The 17,852-nt window shown below is 40.5% G+C and carries 10 protein-coding genes and 1 pseudogene; 9 read left to right on the top strand and 2 right to left on the bottom strand.

Translation table 11 applies throughout. The features are described from left to right. Positions 1-154, top strand: a pseudogene (locus QR40_RS31425) (IS5/IS1182 family transposase); the annotation flags it as partial. Between the two features lie 275 nt (positions 155-429). Here the strand turns inward: QR40_RS31425 and QR40_RS16870 are convergent. Next, complete coding sequence (locus QR40_RS16870) at positions 430-1,278, bottom strand: AraC family transcriptional regulator (RefSeq protein WP_242849091.1); 849 nt, start codon at positions 1,276-1,278, stop codon at positions 430-432. A gap of 382 nt (positions 1,279-1,660) precedes the next feature. Between QR40_RS16870 and QR40_RS16865 the strand changes: the two genes are divergently transcribed. The 5 genes from QR40_RS16865 (at position 1,661) to gnpA (ending at position 7,401) form a co-directional block, all read left to right on the top strand. Beyond that, positions 1,661-3,115, top strand: coding sequence for a carbohydrate ABC transporter substrate-binding protein (locus QR40_RS16865; protein WP_044289362.1), 1,455 nt, complete (start codon positions 1,661-1,663; stop codon positions 3,113-3,115). A gap of 97 nt (positions 3,116-3,212) precedes the next feature. Beyond that, positions 3,213-4,112 carry a carbohydrate ABC transporter permease gene (locus QR40_RS16860; protein WP_027294045.1) on the top strand — a complete coding sequence of 300 codons (900 nt, stop codon included), beginning with the start codon at positions 3,213-3,215 and terminating at the stop codon, positions 4,110-4,112. 14 nt (positions 4,113-4,126) lie between these two features. Further along, positions 4,127-5,011, top strand: coding sequence for a carbohydrate ABC transporter permease (locus QR40_RS16855; RefSeq protein WP_027294046.1), 885 nt, complete (start codon positions 4,127-4,129; stop codon positions 5,009-5,011). A 13-nt stretch (positions 5,012-5,024) separates the two neighbouring features. Next, a complete protein-coding gene (locus QR40_RS16850; RefSeq protein WP_027294047.1) occupies positions 5,025-5,204 on the top strand; it encodes a DUF6903 family protein in 180 nt (59 codons plus the stop codon). Positions 5,205-5,244: 40 nt separating this feature from the next. Then, complete coding sequence (gnpA, locus tag QR40_RS16845) at positions 5,245-7,401, top strand: 1,3-beta-galactosyl-N-acetylhexosamine phosphorylase (protein ID WP_044296047.1); 2,157 nt, start codon at positions 5,245-5,247, stop codon at positions 7,399-7,401. Between the two features lie 73 nt (positions 7,402-7,474). Here the strand turns inward: gnpA and QR40_RS16840 are convergent, their stop codons facing one another. Further along, positions 7,475-7,966 carry a QueT transporter family protein gene (locus QR40_RS16840; protein ID WP_044296045.1) on the bottom strand — a complete coding sequence of 164 codons (492 nt, stop codon included), beginning with the start codon at positions 7,964-7,966 and terminating at the stop codon, positions 7,475-7,477. Positions 7,967-8,236: 270 nt separating this feature from the next. Here QR40_RS16840 and QR40_RS16835 point away from each other — a divergent pair, with 270 nt between their 5' ends. The 3 genes from QR40_RS16835 to QR40_RS29950 all read left to right on the top strand — a co-directional run bounded on the left by QR40_RS16835 (position 8,237) and on the right by QR40_RS29950 (position 17,805). After that, positions 8,237-9,547: a DUF1002 domain-containing protein gene (locus QR40_RS16835; protein WP_052430896.1), complete on the top strand. Its 1,311-nt coding sequence runs from the start codon at positions 8,237-8,239 to the stop codon at positions 9,545-9,547. A 32-nt stretch (positions 9,548-9,579) separates the two neighbouring features. Further along, positions 9,580-10,524, top strand: coding sequence for an SGNH/GDSL hydrolase family protein (locus QR40_RS29955; RefSeq protein ID WP_052430895.1), 945 nt, complete (start codon positions 9,580-9,582; stop codon positions 10,522-10,524). Positions 10,525-10,974: 450 nt separating this feature from the next. Further along, positions 10,975-17,805 (top strand): endo-alpha-N-acetylgalactosaminidase family protein, encoded by a 6,831-nt coding sequence (locus QR40_RS29950; RefSeq protein WP_052430894.1) that lies wholly within the window; start codon positions 10,975-10,977, stop codon positions 17,803-17,805. Positions 17,806-17,852: the final 47 nt, after the last annotated feature.

Raw genomic sequence — 17,852 nt, 5'->3', positions numbered from 1 at the left:
TTATAAGATAGAAGCAAAAAACAGCGAGTTAAAACATAGACATGGTTATGACGTTGCGTCATCATCAGGTCTTATTGGCATGGAAATGCAGGGGGCGATGGCAATATTTGCAGTGAACCTCAAACGAATCATGAAAGTGATGGGGGAAAAATAAAGGAATCCCTAGTTCAGAAAAAGGAATCATCCATAGAAAATGTACAAAAATCCACCAGAAAAATTTGAGTCTGGTGGATTTTGTGTTTTATTAATAAGGAAGGATTTAAAAACATATGTTTTTCAGTGCCCTCGGTTTCTCAGCATGGTGGACCCCCGGGGTTGTGGCATGCCGGACGTTATTGGCATAGATCATATAAAATGCATAAAGCAGCTGATCTTCTCACTGCAGCTTGTTTCTTCATTCTACTACATATATTTTTGGTTACAGGAAATTTATGTTTTCTTCATCATCTTGCGGTAGTCTCCGGCGCTCATCCCACAGGCTTTTCGGAAACTCTGGGCAAAATAACTCTGAGAAGAAAAACCGGACAGCTGGGCAATTTCAGCAATGCTGTGATCGGTAGCGGTAAGCAGTTCTTTGCTGGCCTGTATCCGTTTTTCGCTCAGATAATTAATAGGTGAAAGTCCGTAGGAATCCGTAAAAGCGTGAGCAAAATAATATTTATTCAGATGAGCCATCTCCGCCAGGGTATCCAGTGTAATGTTATCGGAAATGTTGGAGTCGATATAACGCTTAATACGGCTGCATTCCCTGCTTGCTTTCTGGGCAGGAGCGATTTCAAATGCAAAATCTGCATGGCGGATCAGGTTAATAATTAAAACTTCAAGGAGATCCGCACAAACCAGTTCGTAATTTTTTTGCTTCTGTTCAATCTCCTGAAGCATAGAGGTAAAATAGAACATCATGTTATGTTTGTTGTTCTGACAGTTAAAAACCGTATATTCCTGATTATCGCCGAAAGAAAAACTAAGTCCTTCGACCCCCAAGATTACATATTCAAGAGGTGTGGTGTCGAGGGATTTTTCAGTATGTTCCAAATGCGGGTTGATTATTACCAGATCATCTTTTATAATGGGAAAGGATTTATCTTCAACAATAAAATTGCCGGCACCCTTTCGTACATAGAATAGTTCCGTGAAATAGTGAGAATGTTTAATGCTCGGCCAGTCTCCTTCATAGCGGGCAGAAGTTACATACAGCAGTTTTACCGGCATTTTTTCATGTCCTGATTCTGTCAGTTGATAGCGTGTATTTCCCATATTTTCTCCCTTCCAATTCATATAGTTATGGGGATTTTTCTGTCGTTTTCTGTCGAATGTTAAAAAAATTTTCCTATAATATTAGTTATATTGCGCTAATGAAAAAAATCCAATTTAGATATAATGATTATATCAGATGTCTTTTGTTATTACAATAAAATAATAAAACCAGATAAAACAGAAAAAAATTGTGCAATATATTGGGTGAATTGAAACTTTAGAGAGATAAAGTATAAAAAGTCTTGTGTAAAATGTATTTTATTTATTTAGAAGTAAAAAGCAATAAATATAAAATATGGAGCAATATATGTATTGATAAATCCCGTAATTTCGATTATTCTTAATGTACAAAGTAATGATGCGGCAACGTATCAAACATTTAAATTATTAGGAGGAAAATGTTATGAAGGCAAAAAAGGTAAAAAAAGTACTTTGTATGACTATGGCAGCAGCTATGACGCTTGGTCTTACAGCGTGTGGAAGTGGTAGTTCATCTGACACATCAGCAGCAAAAGATACAACCGCTGCAACAGAAGCAAAATCTGAGGCAGGAACAGATGCGGCAACAGAAGCTAAATCTGAAGCAGCTGATACCGAGCAGGCAGCTGATACAGCGGCAGCCGGAGAAGAGCAGACTCTGAAAGTAGCAGCAGTAGAAACAGCTTATGGACAAGATATGTGGAAAGAAGTTTGTGCAGCTTTCGAAAAAGCAAATCCTGGCGTTACAGTTGAATTAACCATTGACAAGAAATTAGAAGATATCATTACACCAGCAATGAAATCCGGTGATTATCCGGATGTTATCATGCGTCCTGTAGGCGGAGAATCTGCGTTGACAGAAACTTTTATTAAAGACAACAATATTGTTGACTTAACAGATGTTTTATCAATGACAGTTCCTGGCGAAGACAAAACAGTAGGTGATAAGATTCTTCCAGGTTTCGTTGACAACTCCATAACAAATCCTTATGGTGATGGCAAAACTTATCTTATGCCTATGTTCTATGGTCCTTGCGGATTATTCTATAATGAAGGGCTGTTAGAAGAAAAAGGCTGGACAGTTCCTACAACATGGGATGAAATGTGGGAATTAGGCGACAAAGCAAAAGCAGAAGGCATTGCATTATTTACATACCCTACAGCAGGATATTTTGATGCATTCTTCTATTCACTGATGCATGAAGCAATGGGCAACGACAATTTCCAGAAAGCACTTCGTTATGAAGAAGGTATCTGGGATACACCGGAAGCAAAAGAAGTATTTGATATTGTTGCTAAACTGGCTACATACACAGAAAGCACAACACCGGCAAATGCAAATGACAATGACTTCCGTAAGAATCAGCAGATGATTCTGGATAACAAAGCATTATTTATGCCAAATGGTAACTGGGTTATCGGTGAAATGGCAGATGCACCTCGTGCAGATGGCTTCAAATGGGGATTCACAGCTCTTCCGGCTGTAAAAGACGGTGGAGAACGCGCTTCTTACACATTCTTTGAGCAGGTTTGGATGCCTAAGGGAGCAGAAAACCAGGATCTTGGAAAACAGTTTATTGCTTATCTGTATACAGATGAAGCAGCTGGAATCTTCGCAGAAAAAGGCGGAGCAGTTCAGCCAATCCAGGGTATGGCAGACAAATTAGACGGCGATGCTAAACTTTACTACTCAATCTACGATACAGGTGCTGTTGCTGTTATGGACGCATTTGCAACTACAGATCCAGTAGAAGGTGTCACAGTTCGTACTACATTCTTCGATCCGATCAACTCACTGGTAAGTGGTGATAAGACCGTTGATGAATGGGTAGAGCAGGTGAAAAAAGACAGCGATGCGCTGCGTGCAGCTTTAAAGTAACATTTATAAACGAAAAAACAGTCGGTGAATGAATGTTCACCGTCTGTTTTTTATCAGGCAGTATTACAGCTGCAAATTTAGAATTGGAGATGAAGCCATGAAAAATAGAAGAGGGAGAGGGAGATTCATATTCTTTTGTTTAGCTCCCGCCGTAATCCTGTTTATAATATTTATGATTATACCTACAATTGACGTATTCCGCATGTCTATGTTTAAATGGGGTGGATATACAGATGATAAAACTTTTGTGGGACTCCAGAATTTTCAAAAGCTGTTTCAGAGCGATAAGTTCTATCAGGCATTTCAAAATTCAGTATTATTAATTGTTCTTGTAACAATCGTTACTTTTTCACTGTCATTGATTTTTGCGGCTATGTTATCCCGTGAAAAGATTAAAGGACAAAATTTTTACAGAGTAATTTTCTACATACCGAACATTTTATCCGTAGTTGTTATCAGTGCTATTTTCTCAGCGATTTATGATCCGAATCTTGGTTTGTTAAATTCCTTTTTGAATCTGTTCAGAGGACAGGCAGGCGTTGATAATCCAACATTGTGGCTGGGAAATCAAAAAATCGTAATTTACAGTATTGTGATTGCAATGGTATGGCAGGCAATTGGTTACTACATGGTTATGTATATGGCCAGTATGGCAAACATACCGGAGAGCTTATATGAATCTGCCAGCCTGGAAGGAGCAGGACGCATAACACAGTTTTTCTCCATTACACTTCCGCTGATCTGGACGAATATTCGTACAACGCTTACGTTCTTTATCATCAGTACCATCAATATGAGTTTCCTGTTCGTAAGAGCAATGACAAATGGCGGTCCTGATGGAGCATCCAGCGTATTTTTGAGTTACATGTACCAGGAGGCATATACAAATTCATCTTATGGATATGGTATGGCAATCGGCGTTATGGTATTCTTATTCTCATTTGCCCTGGCTGCAATTCTGAATGGGGTAACAAAACGTGAAGAACTGGAATTTTAAGGAGGTGGATTGGAATGAAAAATGATCAGAAATCAAGTGGTTCAAAAGTTTATAAAGCGGTCATCTATATTGTATTAACAATATTAGCAATCGTAATTATCGTTCCGGTTGCCTGGGTATTTATTGCTTCTATTAAGCAAAATTCTGAGTTTTATGGAAATCCATGGTCCATACCGGAAGGTATACATCTGCAAAACTTTGTGGATGCCTGGCAGAAAGCCAACATGGGGTCTTACATGTTAAATTCAGCAATCGTTACCGTAGTTGCAATTGTTCTTTTGGTTGTGATTGCACTTCCGGCTGCATATGTTCTTGCCAGATTTAAATTTAAATCCAGCGCATTCTGGAATATTATATTTATGGCCGGTTTGTTTATCAATGTTAACTATATCGTAGTGCCGATTTTCTTAATGCTGAATAATGGAGATAAGATAGCCCGCGGAATCTTAGGACATCCGTTTTTCCTGAATAATCTGTTTATTTTATCAATCGTTTATGCAGCTACAGCACTTCCTTTTACCATTTACCTTCTGTCTGGATATTTTAAATCACTGGCAAAGGATTATGAAGAAGCTGCTTATGTGGATGGCGCCGGCTACTGCCGCACCATGGTACAGGTTATCATGCCCATGGCAAAACCAAGTGTTGTAACCGTCATCTTATTTAACTTCCTTGCATTCTGGAATGAATATATTATTTCTATGACATTGCTTACTAAGCCGGAGATCAAGACTCTGCCTGTGGGCCTTATGAACCTTATGGCGGCTCAGAAATCAGCAGTTGAGTATGGCCAGATGTATGCCGGACTTGTAATTGTTATGATTCCGACACTGGTTCTCTATATGTGCGTCCAGAAGAAGCTGACCCAGGGAATGACACTTGGCGGCCTGAAAGGATAAGGGGGATAATATTATGAATGAAACAACAAAAAAAGTAATCACTGGCATAATAGTCTTCATTATATTTGTAGTCTGCGTATCACTGATTGTGATCGGGCAGAAAAATGTAGGCGCACCATGGTTGTGTATGATGCTGGTGGGTCTGGCAGGGCTGGTTTTCTTACTTTGGCTTTATAACAGAAAATATAAATAAACGGGGCGCAGGCTCCGGATAATTTAGGAGGACTTTTTATATGAACCAAAAGCAAGGTCGTGTTACGATACCAACCGACATAGATGTAATTCCGGAAACTCTAAAAGTCATGAAACGCTGGGGAGCAGATGCGATCCGGGATTGTGACGGTACAGATTTCCCGGCAGAACTTCGTGATGTGGATGCTAAAATTTACTCTACTTATTATACGACCCGTAAAGATAATAGCTGGGCGATGGCAAATCCGGAAGAGATACAGCAGATGTATCTGATGACACCGTTTTATACAGCAAAAGAAAATCAATTATCCATTCATCTGATGAAAGGATTATATCCGGATATGCTGACACCCAATTGCAGGGATGATATCAAACGCTGGTGGGAAGTAATTGACCGAACTACTGGCGAAGCAGTTGCGACAGATGCCTGGAGCTATGATGAAGCAACTGGAGATGTGACACTTAAGGCAGTTCCGTTCCATGATTATACGGTTAGTTTTCTGGCTTATATCATGTGGGATCCGGTACATATGTATAATGCAGTAACGAATGACTGGAAGGATGTAGAACATCAGATTACTTTTGATGTAAGACAGCCAAAGACTCATGCCTATACTTTAGACAGACTTAAAAAGTTTATCGAGGACCATCCTTACGTAAATGTACTTCGATTCACTACATTTTTTCATCAGTTCACCTTAGTATTTGATGAACTTGCCAGAGAAAAATATGTAGACTGGTATGGCTATTCCGCATCGGTGAGTCCATATATTCTGGAACAGTTTGAAAAGGAAATGGGATACCCGTTCCGCCCGGAATATATTATCGATCAGGGTTATTATAATAACCAATACCGCATTCCCACAAAGGAATTCCAGGATTTCCAGGCATTCCAGAGAAGGGAAGTTGCCAAAATTGTAAAAGAAATGGTAGAACTTACCCATGAATGCGGGAAAGAAGCAATGATGTTCTTAGGAGACCACTGGATTGGAACAGAACCATTTATGGAAGAATTCAAGTCTTTGGGACTGGATGCGGTGGTAGGAAGTGTTGGAAATGGTTCTACCCTTCGCCTGATCAGTGATATTGAGGGTGTAAAATATACAGAAGGCAGACTTTTGCCATACTTCTTCCCGGACACTTTTTGTGAAGGAAAAGATCCTGTAAAGGAAGCAAAAGAAGGCTGGGTAACTGCAAGACGTGCTATTTTAAGAAAGCCTGTTGACCGTATCGGTTATGGCGGATATCTGAAACTGGCGCTGGAATTTCCGGAATTTGTCGATTATGTAGAGGATGTCTGCGAAGAATTCAGGACACTTTATGAAAATATCAAAGGCACAGTTCCTTATTGTATTAAAAAAGTTGCAGTCTTAAACTGCTGGGGTAAAATGAGAGCCTGGGGATGTCATATGGTTCATCATGCACTTTACTACAAACAGAATTATTCGTATGCCGGTGTAATCGAGGCATTGGCTGGTGCACCATTTGACGTAAAGTTCATTAGTTTCCAGGATATCAAAGAAAATCCCGGGATTCTCAATGATATTGATGTGATTCTGAACGTAGGCGATGCAGATACAGCACATACCGGCGGTGAATGGTGGTGCGATCCGGAAATTGCTGCCAGTATTAAAAAGTTTGTACACAATGGCGGCGGTATTATCGGTGTTGGCGAACCTACTGCCCATCAGGAAAATGGACGTTTCATTCAATTGGCAAATGTGTTCGGTGTAGAAGAAGAACGGGGATTCACCCTTGGCTATGATAAATATAACTGGGAAAACCACAAACATTTTATTATGGAAGATTCCGGAGAAGTGATTGATTTTGGCGAAGGCAAGAAAAATATGTTCGCACTGGAAGGAACTCAGGTACTTGTTCAGCGGGAAAAAGAAGTGCAGCTGGCAGTCAATGAATTCGGAAAGGGACGTGCCGTTTATATCAGCGGACTTCCTTACAGCTTTGAAAACAGCCGTATGCTCTACCGCTCAATCTTATGGAGTACCCATGATGAAGAAAATATCCATAATTGGTTTAGTACGAATTATAATGTTGAGGTTCATGCTTACATAAAAAATGGTAAATACTGCGTGGTCAACAACACATATGAACCACAGGAAACCGTTGTTTACCGTGGAGACGGAAGCAGCTTCAACCTTAGTATGGAAGCGAACGAAATAAAATGGTATAAGATTTAAGCACATAAAAAGAGCCCATTCAGGCTCTTTTTATGTATTTTCCACGACTATTGGCATGAAAACTGTAACAGATTCAACTTACCCATTTTCGAAAAATAATATGTTTATAGTTATCCAGCACGTTAAGTACAATAAGTCCCAGGACTGCACACGAGAGAATTTCTCCGATTCCCACTGTAAGCATCATCAGTGGAATTGGTAAATTGATGCCGTATCCATAATAAAGGACAAAAGGCACAACCAAAGTATTGGCAATAATCGGTGGAAGCACAACCAGATATTTTCTGCGTCGGAGCAAATAAGAACAGTATGCTGCAATTAGTGTTGCAAAGCTGCCGCACACAATATCGATGGGAATTGCACCGCTGATCAGATTACCAAATATACATCCAATAAATAATCCCGGAATTGCAGCCGGAGTAAAAAAAGGCAGGATTGTCAGCGCCTCTGATATCCGGACCTGGATGCTGGCAAATCCGAATGGGGCAAACAGGACTGTCAACACTACATAGATCGCAGCAATTATGGACGCCTGTGCCATAAATAATACTTTTTTGTTTCTCATAATTTTCTCCTTTAGTTTTGTTTTAAATGAGGAAGGTTTCGAACTCATTATGGTAAGTAGTAACTGAAGATACACGCTCTAGTATTATAACTCTTTTGAAGGTAAAATAAAAGTTAATTTTATTATGGAAAACTTAAGAATAAACCAGATGATAGTAAAAATTCACAAAATATGGTACAATAATGGACATCTGTAAGCAGACAGACCAGTTCGTGTCTGAAGTGCTTTAACAAGATGCAGGGATTCTAAATCTCGGATTGGAGGAGAAACGTGAAGAAAAAATTATTGAAAATGACAGTGGCGGCATTTTGCCTGTCTTGTCTGGTATCGATCACTGCCTTTGCAGACAGCAGTAAGGTGGTGACTCTTGGAGCGAATCTGTCTCAGGAACAAAAAGATACGATGTTTAAATACTTTGGAGTAGAGAAAAATGCGGTTGAGGTAATCGAAGTAAATAATACAGAAGAGCGCCAGTATCTGGAAGGGATTGCTTCCGAAGAGGTAATTGGGACAAGGACTTACAGCTGTGCTTATATTGAACCGACAACTTCCGGCGGAATACAGGTAAAAACAGCAAATCTGACCTGGGTTACCAGTAATATGATTGCATCTACTCTGACAACAGCCGGCGTTACAAATTGTAATGTGGTTGCGGCATGCCCCATCGAAGTATCGGGTACGGGAGCATTGACTGGAATTTTAAAAGCGTATGAAAAAGCTTCCGATGGCACATTAAGCGAAGAAAAAAAGCAGCTTGCCACGGATGAACTGATTCAGACCGGAGAGCTTGGTGATACGATCGGAAAAGATAAAGCTATCCAGTTGATCAATGGTGTAAAAATGGAAGTGATCAAAGGTGAAGTAACCAGTCCGGAGGAAATAAAAGGGATTGTTGAAAAGGCAGCAAGTGAAGCTTCTGTTACACTTACCGGAGAACAGGTTGCATCTCTTACTTCCCTGATGGAAAAAATCGGTGCACAGGATTATGACTATGAATCCCTAAAAGATACTTTAAACCGGGTAGAAAATAATGTAAAAGATGCCCTGGATAATGCATCGGAGGAACAAAAGAACTTCTTTTCAAAGTTATGGGATTCTATAAAGAATTTCTTTTCAAATTTGTTTGATAAAGAAGAAAATAATCAGGAATCCGAGACGCTTGCACCGGATAATATTCTAAACAACACCAATGATTCTATACTTGGAGATGTTGTAGGAGATGCCACAAATGATCAGGCAAATCCAACAACTGAAGGAGAAAATGAAACGAAAAAAACTGAATCAGGAGCGGTCTTGGAAACAGACTCAGCATCACAAAGAGAGACGGTAAATGCATCAGAAATTCAGACAAATAGTATGGAATCAAACATGGAAACTACAGAGAATAGTACAATAGAAAATCCGGCAGATTCTGAAAGTATGGATAGCCAGACCGGTACTGAAATTACTCCGGAAGAAAATGAATCAGGCAGTATAAATGCTGCGGATCAGACGGAATCTTCATCAGAATCAGATACTGCTGCAAAGGCAGAAAACTTAATTGATAAATTTATCAATTGGATAAAAGGATTGTTTCAATAATAATTAAATTTTAGGATCAGGGGCGTTTATTTATGAAAAAAAGAATCCATTTAGCTGTTACATTTATGATTGTTTTCTCAGCAGGAATGTATCAAAATTCAATGACTGTCTGGGCAAGTGACCTTCCATTTAATCTCCGGTTTGGAACAGGAATAGAATCAAAAGCGAATCTAGATTTAATAATAAAAAATACGATCATTATACCTCATGCATCTGCAAAACCAGTGGAAATATCAGAAAAAAGTCCAGATACTGATGAAGGCAGTCCACTTCCTTTTGATCTCAGTACGGAACTTGGTATTCAGACAAAAGAAGAGTTGGATGAAGCCATAAAAGAGGAAGGTCCCCAGTTAGTACTGCGTCAGGAAGATGAGGAAGAAAGTAAACAGACCGGCGATGCTGAAAATGCTGAAAACACCGAAGGAACGGGGAAAAAAGAGACAGCAGAGTCGGAATTTTCAAGAGATCAGCTTCAGGTATACGATAAGGTTATCATGGTTGGAGATTCCAGATTTGTAGGTATGAGTTCGGCTGCGAATCATCCTTTATGTCAGTGGATCTGCGAGGTCAGCATGGGTTATGACTGGCTGGTATCGGAAGCTGCACCGGTGATAGATGCCAGCATTGTACCAAATTGTGCGATCGTCATAAATCTTGGTGTAAATGATGTTTACCGGCCGGGTGATTATGCTGGATATTTAAATAGTAAAATTGACGGTTGGGTTGGCGCAGGAGCAGATGTGTATTTTATGTCTGTTAATCCGGTTGTGGATGGTTATGGCGGCAGTGTGACAAATGCCGCAGTAGAACAATTTAATAGTACGATGACAGCAACACTTTCACAAAAAATAGGATATATTGATACTTATAATTATTTAATTGAGAATGGATATGGAACAGCGGATGGCCTTCATTATGACGCATCTACCTACGCTGCTATTTTAAATTATTGTTTAAGACAGCTGCGGGTTCCCTGAATAAAATAAGTCTGCAATCTTTCTAATTATGTATCTGAGTCTGAGAAAAACCGACAGCAAATTTCAGTAGTTAAACTGATTTTTGCTGCCGGTTTTTTTGCTCATATTTCGTATAATTTAGCTGCAGATAATGCAAATTTAAAATACAAAATGAATAGAAAGAATTCTTGGAGACAGGTACGGGAAAAAGACAGATAATGAAGGGATTTAGCACAAAATTAGAGTTGGTAAAAATGTGCAATTAGTGCAAAAAAAGGAAACGAATATACAAATAAATATATACTATAGAAATGTTATAATAGTTTCAATGATAAAAACAGCTATATAAAACGCGCAATATCATTAAAAAATTGGCAATATGTATAGCATAAGTTTCGGTCAATTGTGAAAGCCGGCTGCGATTGATCTGATGCTTTTTATGTTATAAATCCATCAAAGGAGAAAGAGTTTATGAAGAGAAAAAACTTAACTAAGTCACTAAGTTTTATGCTATCCATGTCTATGGTTTTGAGCTCTGCATTACCTGCTACGGCATACGCGGAAGGCAATGGAACAGAATCACAAGACGTAAATATGGAAGCGGAAGTGGTACCGGGTGGTGCCAAAAATGCGGCTGATAATGGTGTTGAAACTGAGCCGTCAGAGGGAGAAAATGAGACGGGAGAAACGAATTTAACAGAAGCAAATGATGAGTCTGATTCTTCAGAAAATGATTCAAAAGTACAAGAATCACAGTCTGAAACAGAGACAGAAATCGTTACTGAATCCGAATCTGAAGCACTGGCAGAAACAGAAATGCCTCTTGATGCAAAGCAGGAAACTACTGAGGAAAACAACAAAGGCGCTCTGGAGGATGGTATTCATGATAGCTGGGCACAGGATACTTCCACGCAAAAAGGTGGAGAAATCTGTGAAGTGGCAGATGGATACCTTCATTTAAAATCCGGATCAGCTAATGGAAATAACCCAAGTGCAACTAATCCTCCTGCTATTTTTACAAATGGGAAAGAATATAATTTTAATGAAGCGGGATACTTTGAAGCAAATTTCAAGACAGAACAGGCAGGGAGCCTGAATCGTACCGGTATTTACATAGGATACAATAACCAGAACCACGGTATGTTCTTTGGTTACAATGCATCCGGCTGGTATTGGCAGAAATACGGGGAAGCAACTGACCCATGGAGTCCCAATGTTGGCACCGTACCTGCTGCAGGTTCTACCGTGAAGGTTAAAGTGGAATGGACTGCAGATAAAAAGGCTAATTTCTATGTAGATGGAACTGCTTTATTCAGTGATGTTGATTTTAGCAAAATTGTAGAACAGGGAAATCAAATAGGTATTAAGGCAGGGACATTTGGAACTGAACTCACAGACGTCTATTTGAAAGACATTCATTATACTGGTCAGGCCGAAGCAGAAACATTTGCCGTATCCGGTAAAGTAATGGAAAATGTGGATGGGAAAACACAGGCGGTAGAAGGTGCAACGGTAAAATTAAACGGCAAGACTGTTCAAACCGATAAAGATGGTAATTATAATTTTGCTGATGTGGCAGCTGGAAAGTATAAAGTTACCGTCACAAAAGAAGGATATCTTGTTGCTGAAAAGGAAATTACGGTAACTGAAGGTGCTGTTGCGGTTGAAAATATTGTACTGGAAAAAGCACCGGAAGTAGCCTATCGAACAATCTCCTCCGATCAAATGGATGTTGATGTGGCAGAGAAATTCCCAAGTGTTGTAAAATACACCATGAAAGGTGATTTAAAGGGAAAAGTATTCTACGGTCAGACCGAAGCTATCGATGTAATTAAAATCAATGGGACCGAAATTAAGGTAACGGAAGATAATCTGGATGTGAAGTTTGATAAGGATAAAGCTACCTATACGATGACTTTAAAAGGACAGAATATTGATGCTGTTCTGACTGCCATAATCGCAGTAAAAGATAATGAACTGTCATTTGACATTACGAAGGTTTTGAATAACCTGGATAATGATGTATATCCGGTTCAGACGATTGAAATACCCCATCACAGCCTGATTTCTGTAAGAAGCACCCAAAAGGGCGCAAACTTAAAGGCAGCTAAGGTATCCAGCAATACCTCCATCTCCGGTGACAGCTATGTGGATGTGAAAGACGGCATGACATTTTCCAAGGAAGATTTCATGTATGGTTTTGTATCCAATGATGAATTAAGTGCCGGATTGTGGAGTAATTCAGAGTATAACGGTACACATAAAGCAGCTTATGTTGGTTCCGGCGGATCCAGCAATACCAGAGTCTGGGCGGAAACAACGAATCTGGCTGCCGGCAAATCACTGGGGCTTTCCAGCACCTTATGGTATTATGACCGCAAGGTAGAACCTTCAGTCAATGAAGTGAAAAAAGCGTATGTAGTAGAACATGATAAAGATGTTATGCCAAGCGCAAAAGTAGTCATTACCGGTGATGAGAATGCGGATGATCAGATTGACTGGCAGGATGGTGCAATTGCATATCGTGCAATCATGAACAATCCGTTTAAATCAGAGGAAGTGCCTGACTTAGTATCACAGCGTATCGCAATGAATTTTGGAAGTGAGGCAGCCAACCCATTCCTTACAACATTAGATGGTGTGAAACGTGTTTATCTGAATACTGATGGACTGGGACAGAGCATCATTTTAAAAGGTTACGGTTCCGAAGGACATGATTCCGGACATCCCGATTATGGTAATATCGGTGAAAGAATCGGCGGTGCCAAGGATATGAACGAATTAATGACCGAAGGCGGGGCATTAGGCGCACGGTTTGGTATCCACATCAATGCAAGTGAAATGTATCCGGAAGCAAAAGCTTTCGATGATGATTTATCCAGACACAATTTTGGCTGGAACTGGTTAGATCAGGGAATCGGTATCAATGGTATGTATGATCTTGCAAGCGACAGGCGTGAAGGCAGGTTAGATGAACTAAAGGCAAAAGTTGGAAATAATCTGGACTTTATCTACCTGGATGTGTGGGGAAATAATACCAGTGGAAATGAGGATGCATGGGAATCCAGAAAGATTGCAAAACAGATGAATGACCATGGCTGGCGCTTTACCACAGAATGGGGTCCCACACAGGAATATGATTCTACTTTGCAGCACTGGGCAGCAGATCTGGGGTATGGCGGATATGCAGCAAAGGGACAGAACAGTGAAGTAATGAGATTCTTACGTAACCACCAGAAGGATTCCTGGGTTGCTGATTACCCAAGCTATAACGGCGCTGCACAGTCACCTCTGCTGGGTGGATTAAACATGACCGACTTTGAGGGCTGGAGTGGAAGAACCGATTACAGCAACTATATCAATACCACATTTACCCATAACGTACTGACCAAATTCCTGCAACATTATAAGGTAATGAAGTGGGTAGACGGAGAGCCGGTAACTATGAAGAACGGCGGCGGAACCTTCCAGTGGACACCGGAAATGGAAATCACACTGCAGGATGACGCAAAAGAGAATACCGTTGTTGTATCCAGAGATTCCAATGATTACGCAGGAAATCTTAAGGCTTACCGTTCCAGAACAATCACATTAAATGGAAAAGTAGTTTCCAAAGGTGCACCTACCGGCGGTGACGGATCTAATCCGGGAGATGAGACTTATCTGCTTCCATGGTATTGGGATACAAACGGCGAGATTGCATCAGAGGAAAAACTGTATCACTGGAATACCAAAGGCGGCGATACTACCTGGGAACTTCCAGGCGGATGGGAAGGCCTTGCAAATGTTGTTGTATATGAACTGACCGATGAGGGCAAACAGAATAAAACCGTAGTTCCGGTAGCCAATGGTCATGTAACCTTAGCAAATATGAAAGCAGAGACACCTTACGTTGTATACCAGGGCGAACAAGGACAGCTTCCGGTAGACTGGCAGTCCACACCATATATTTATGATGTTGGATTCAACAGCGGCAGTCTGGATTCTTACTGGACAAAAGCAGGAACCGGTCTGGCTGAAATCTTCCGTAACTCCAGCGAAAACCCGATGTTAAAATTAAGCGGCGACGTATCCGTAACCAGTAAGGCTTTAACAAATCTGGAAGCAGGAAAGAAATATGCACTGTATGTAGGAGTTGATAACAGAAGCAATGCGAAAGCATATATGACCGTAAATGCAGATGGCAAGGAAATTGCTTCTAATTATACGGGACGCTCTATTGTACAGAATATCGTTTCATCAAATCAACATCATACGGGAAGCGGAGCTACAACAGGCGGAACCAGCTATGTTCAGAATATGTATGTATTCTTTGAAGCACCGGCAGGCGGTGAAGTTACTTTGACTCTGAAACGGGATCAAGGTGACGGAGACACGTATTTTGATGATCTGCGTGTTGTGGAAACCGGTATGGATCTTGTAAAAGAAACAGACAAGAACGGTATGGTTACCATGTTCCAGCAGGATTTTGAAAATAATGCCCAGGGTATTTTCCCATTTGTAATTGCAGGTCCGGGCTCAGGTGCCGGCGCAGTTACCGACAACCGTATCCATCTCTCTGAGCTTCATGCACCGTATACCCAGGCTGGATATAACGCGAATGAACAGGGACAGAAGAAATTAGACGATGTATTAAATGGCGACTGGTCTGTTAAAATCAATGGACTTACCTCCAACAATTCCATGATCTACCAGACAATTCCGCAGAACTTCCATTTTGAGCCGGGTGTTACCTATAACGTCAAGTTCAAATATCAGATGGGAAGCAGGGACACCTATAAAGTAACGGTAGGCGAAGGAGAATTTGCAGGCAATACTCAGTTATACACCATGCCGGAAGCAATTGGTCAGACAAAGGAATATAGCTTCTCCTTAATCGGAGGAGAATCCGGACAGTCCTGGTTTGGTATTTATTCAACCAGTACAGCACCGGATCTGAAAGAATATGCCAGTGCAGGTGATGGAGCGAAAAACTTCAGCGGTTACAAAGATTTTATTCTGGATGACCTGGTAATTGAAGTGAGCGATATCCAAAAAGGAGATCTGCAAAGAGCAATTAACACAGCAAACACAAAATTCCAGCAGGATTACACAAATGAAACCTGGGGTGTATTTGCGGAAGCTTTAGCAGAAGCAGAAGAAGTTTTAAACAACCAGAATGCGACAAAAGAACAGGTTGAAACAGCAACTGATAAACTGACATCTGCAACTGAAAAGCTGGTTGCAATTATTGGTTCCGTCAGCGGAACAGTCAAAGATGCAGATGGAAAACCAATTGCAGACACACAGATTACACTTTCCTCCAATAACCTGGCTCCAATTGAAATCCGCACGGATGACAAGGGCAGCTACAAGTTAGAGAATATCTTTATCCGTAATTATTCTGCAAAGGTTGTAAAAGATGGTTATGCATCCCTTTACGCACAGCAGGTAACACCGGTGGCAGATTTGATGACCACCTTTGATTTCACACTTCAGGTGAAAGAGATTCCGGAATACTTCAATTACTTCGAAAATGGAGTAGACAGTATTCAAAATCTGGCAGGCAATCCATCCCAGGTTGAAATCGAATCCGTGCAGTATAATGGCAGCGGCGCGCTGAAAGCCTCATTTGGCTCCGACCGCCCAAGTATTATTGACACAGCAGCACCGAAATTTAAAGACGGAATCTTTGAAGCAGATGTAACGCCTCAGGCAAGCCCGCTTCGTTTCGGCTTTGTATTAAGAGCAAATAACCATAACCAGAGACTTTATGTGGGATATGGTGATTCTGAAGGCAAATGGTTCTGGGAATACTGGAATGGTACAGATAACAACTATTCCGGAATGTTCAGCGGACCGAATATGGAAATCGGAAAGACAAGCCACATTAAGACACAGTTAGTTGGAAACAAACTTTCCCTCTGGGTAGACGGACAGAAAGTCATGAACGAGGCAGTTGTGAGCGGATTATTTAATGAAGCAGGATCCGTAGGATTTAACAAACGCAACGGCGGCAGCATGATCTTTGACAACCTGGAAGTAACAAGCTTAGATGCAGTAGAAAATTCAAATGCAATTGAAGGTTCTATTACAGATGAAAATGATACACCAATTTATCAGGTAAATGTAGCATTAACAGACGCAGACGGCAATGAAATTGCTTCTACGATTACCAATCTGAACGGTATCTATAACTTTAGCAAAATTCCTTACGGAACTTATAAGCTGGCATTTACAAAAGCTGGTTACGAGGCAGGAGCAGCTGAAGTAGAAGTTAAGGCAGAGAGTTCTTCTGTTGTTGGAAAAGTGCAGATGGTAAAAGTACAGGAAACAACAAAGACAGAATTAAATGCTAAAATTGCTGAAGCCAAGGCAATTAAAAAAGGCGACTATACCGATGCATCCTTTAATGCATTAACTGCAGCTATCGCAGCAGCAGAAAAAGTAGCAGCCGATCCAAAAGCAACCCAGGCAGCAATCGATGCCCAGGTAAAAGCACTGGATGCAGCAATTAAGAACCTGCAAGTTGTAACACCACAGCCGTCTAAGACTGCATTAAACGCTAAGATTGCTGAAGCAAAGGCAATTAAAAAAGGCAACTATACCGATGCATCCTTTAATGCATTAACTGCAGCTATTGCAGCAGCAGAAAAAGTAGCGGCAGATCCAAAAGCAACCCAGGCAGCAATCGATGCCCAGACTGCAGCGCTGACAAAAGCAATTCAGGGATTAAAAGCAGACCCAGACAAAGAAGCAGCAGCGAAGGTGCAGGCATCTACCGTAACTGTAAAAGCGGCAAATCAGGCTTCCAGATACATTAAATTAAGCTGGAATAAAGTTGCTGATGCTGACGGATACGTAGTAATGAACGAGACCAGCAAGGGATGGAAAACAGTTAAAACAATCAAGAAAAACAGCACTACATCCTATGTATACAAAAAAGCTGAGCTTGGTAAGAAATACAAATTTGCAGTAAAGGCATATAAGAAAGCAGATGGTAAAACAGTTTACAGCAAGTATAAAAAAGTTTCCATTAAAGCAGTTCCCCAGAGCCCGGCTATAAGAGCCAAGGCATCAAAAGGAAGCGTAAAAGTAACATGGAAAAAAGTATCTTCTGTTGTAACCGGATACCGAATTTACAGGAAAACAGGCAAAACCTGGAGCCGTATTGGAATTGTAGACCGTGATACCACCATTTTTAAAGATAAGAAAGTGAAAAAAGGAAAAACTTATACTTACAGAGTACGTGCTTACAGGAAATCAAAAGGTAAGAATGTTTATGGTAAGTACAGCAACGAGATCAAATTGCAAGCAAAATAATCATTCGAAACGATGATCTGGATATGCCCGAAATAAAAAAGTAAGAT

The organism is Robinsoniella peoriensis (genome assembly GCF_000797495.1).
GTDB lineage: Bacteria > Bacillota > Clostridia > Lachnospirales > Lachnospiraceae > Robinsoniella > Robinsoniella peoriensis.
This window is presented reverse-complemented; position numbering and strand designations above follow the sequence as displayed.